Source organism: Nocardia aegles (assembly GCF_052545135.1).
The window spans coordinates 1-1,481 of record NZ_JBQWRI010000040.1; the positions used below are offsets into that span (position 1 = coordinate 1).

Annotated in this window: 1 protein-coding gene; it reads right to left on the reverse strand. The window is 63.6% G+C overall.

The genetic code is table 11. The features are described from left to right. Positions 1–1,387, reverse strand: a 1,387-nt coding sequence (locus ACT89H_RS29345) for a class I SAM-dependent methyltransferase (RefSeq protein WP_445111912.1), incomplete at its 3' end; no start/stop codon positions are given. Between the last annotated feature and the right edge of the window lie 94 nt (positions 1,388–1,481).

Sequence of the window (1,481 nt, forward strand, 5' to 3'; positions counted from 1 at the left end):
CGATCTTCCCCGAAACAGTCAGCGGCATAGCATCCAGAACGACAATCTGGGAGGGCACCATGTAGTCGGGTAGGTGTTGGGTGAGGTGTTTACGGATCTCAGCGAGGCGGCTGTTGGCTTGGGGATCGTTGGCGTGGACCGCCGGCGAGGGCGTCATCGGGGTTGTCGTCGGTTGATAAACGTGGGTCCAGCGTGGGATGGGGTCGGTGATGCTGGTGAAGACGGCGTCGATTTCGCCGGGGTGCTGTGCCCAGGTCACGGCGACGTGGTAGCCGTTGGCTCGGCCGATGCGGTGCAGGTGTTCAGGGGTCACCGCGTCGGTGTGATGGTGAGTGGCAATGGTTCGCGCCTCGGTCGGTGAGGTTCCGTTGCGCAGTGCGTGGTGGGCGTTGACCTCGCCGATGAGTCCGCTGCGTGGGATGCCGGTGACGCGGACCGAAATGGGACGGTCGCCAGCGGTGAGACGTTGGGCCAGTCCGGTTGTTCCGCCGCAGTGTGGCCATGTCCATTGGGCGTGCACCTCGGCCAACGATCGCACTGGTGCTGGGGTCTTGTGGATCACGACGTCGTAGCGATACCAGGTCAGTTCGTTGTGCGCTTGGCCGCGTTTGACCTGGATGTCGATACCAGCCACCGTGTCGGTTCGGTCCGCCCACGTGGTGAAGAAATCGGGGGCCAGCAGCAGTTCGGGTTCGCCGACCACGGCCCGGCGGATCCGGTCGCAGACCTCGGTGGTGTCGTCGCCGTCGTGGAGTTGGGCTAGGGCGACCCCCGTCTCGAACGGTCCCTGTAGTGCGTGGTTGCGGACGTCGCCGATGAACACCGACCCACCCGGGCGCAGCAGTCCTATCATCTTGTCCAAAATGTCGTCGAGGTAGCCGACGTTGGGAAAGTACTGCACCACGGAGTTGATCACGATGGTGTCGAAGTACTGCTCGGGCAGTCCATCGATGATGTGGGCGGGTTGGGTCGACAATCGCACCCGGCCGCGCCACGGCACGGCCATCGCATCGAGTCGGTGAGTCAGGTTGGACACTGCCACAGAGGACACATCGGTGCCCCAGTATTGCTCACAGGTCGAGACCAATTGTGACAGCACCAGTCCCGAACCCACTCCGATCTCGAGTATCCGTTGCGGGTCGAGTTCGGCGATGCGTGCCACGGTGGCTGCACGCCATTCGACCATCTCGTTCAACGGGATCGGGTCACCTGTATAACTGCTGTTCCAACCTCGGAAGTCTTGCCCGAACGCCACCGAGGGTGCGGCGTCGCGGTCGTAGAAGCCAGCGTAGAAATCGTCGTACAACTGTTCGCGTTCACCGACGATCTCGACGTCCTCGTCGTCATGGCCCAGCACCGCCGAGCGGTCCAGCGTCACGTAACCCACCAGCCGAGCATCAGCACCGTCAGCGTCCTCGCCGCGCTGCATGCTGGCGGCGGCCGCAGTGACACCAGGGGTCGCCAGCAGCGCGGTTTCGATG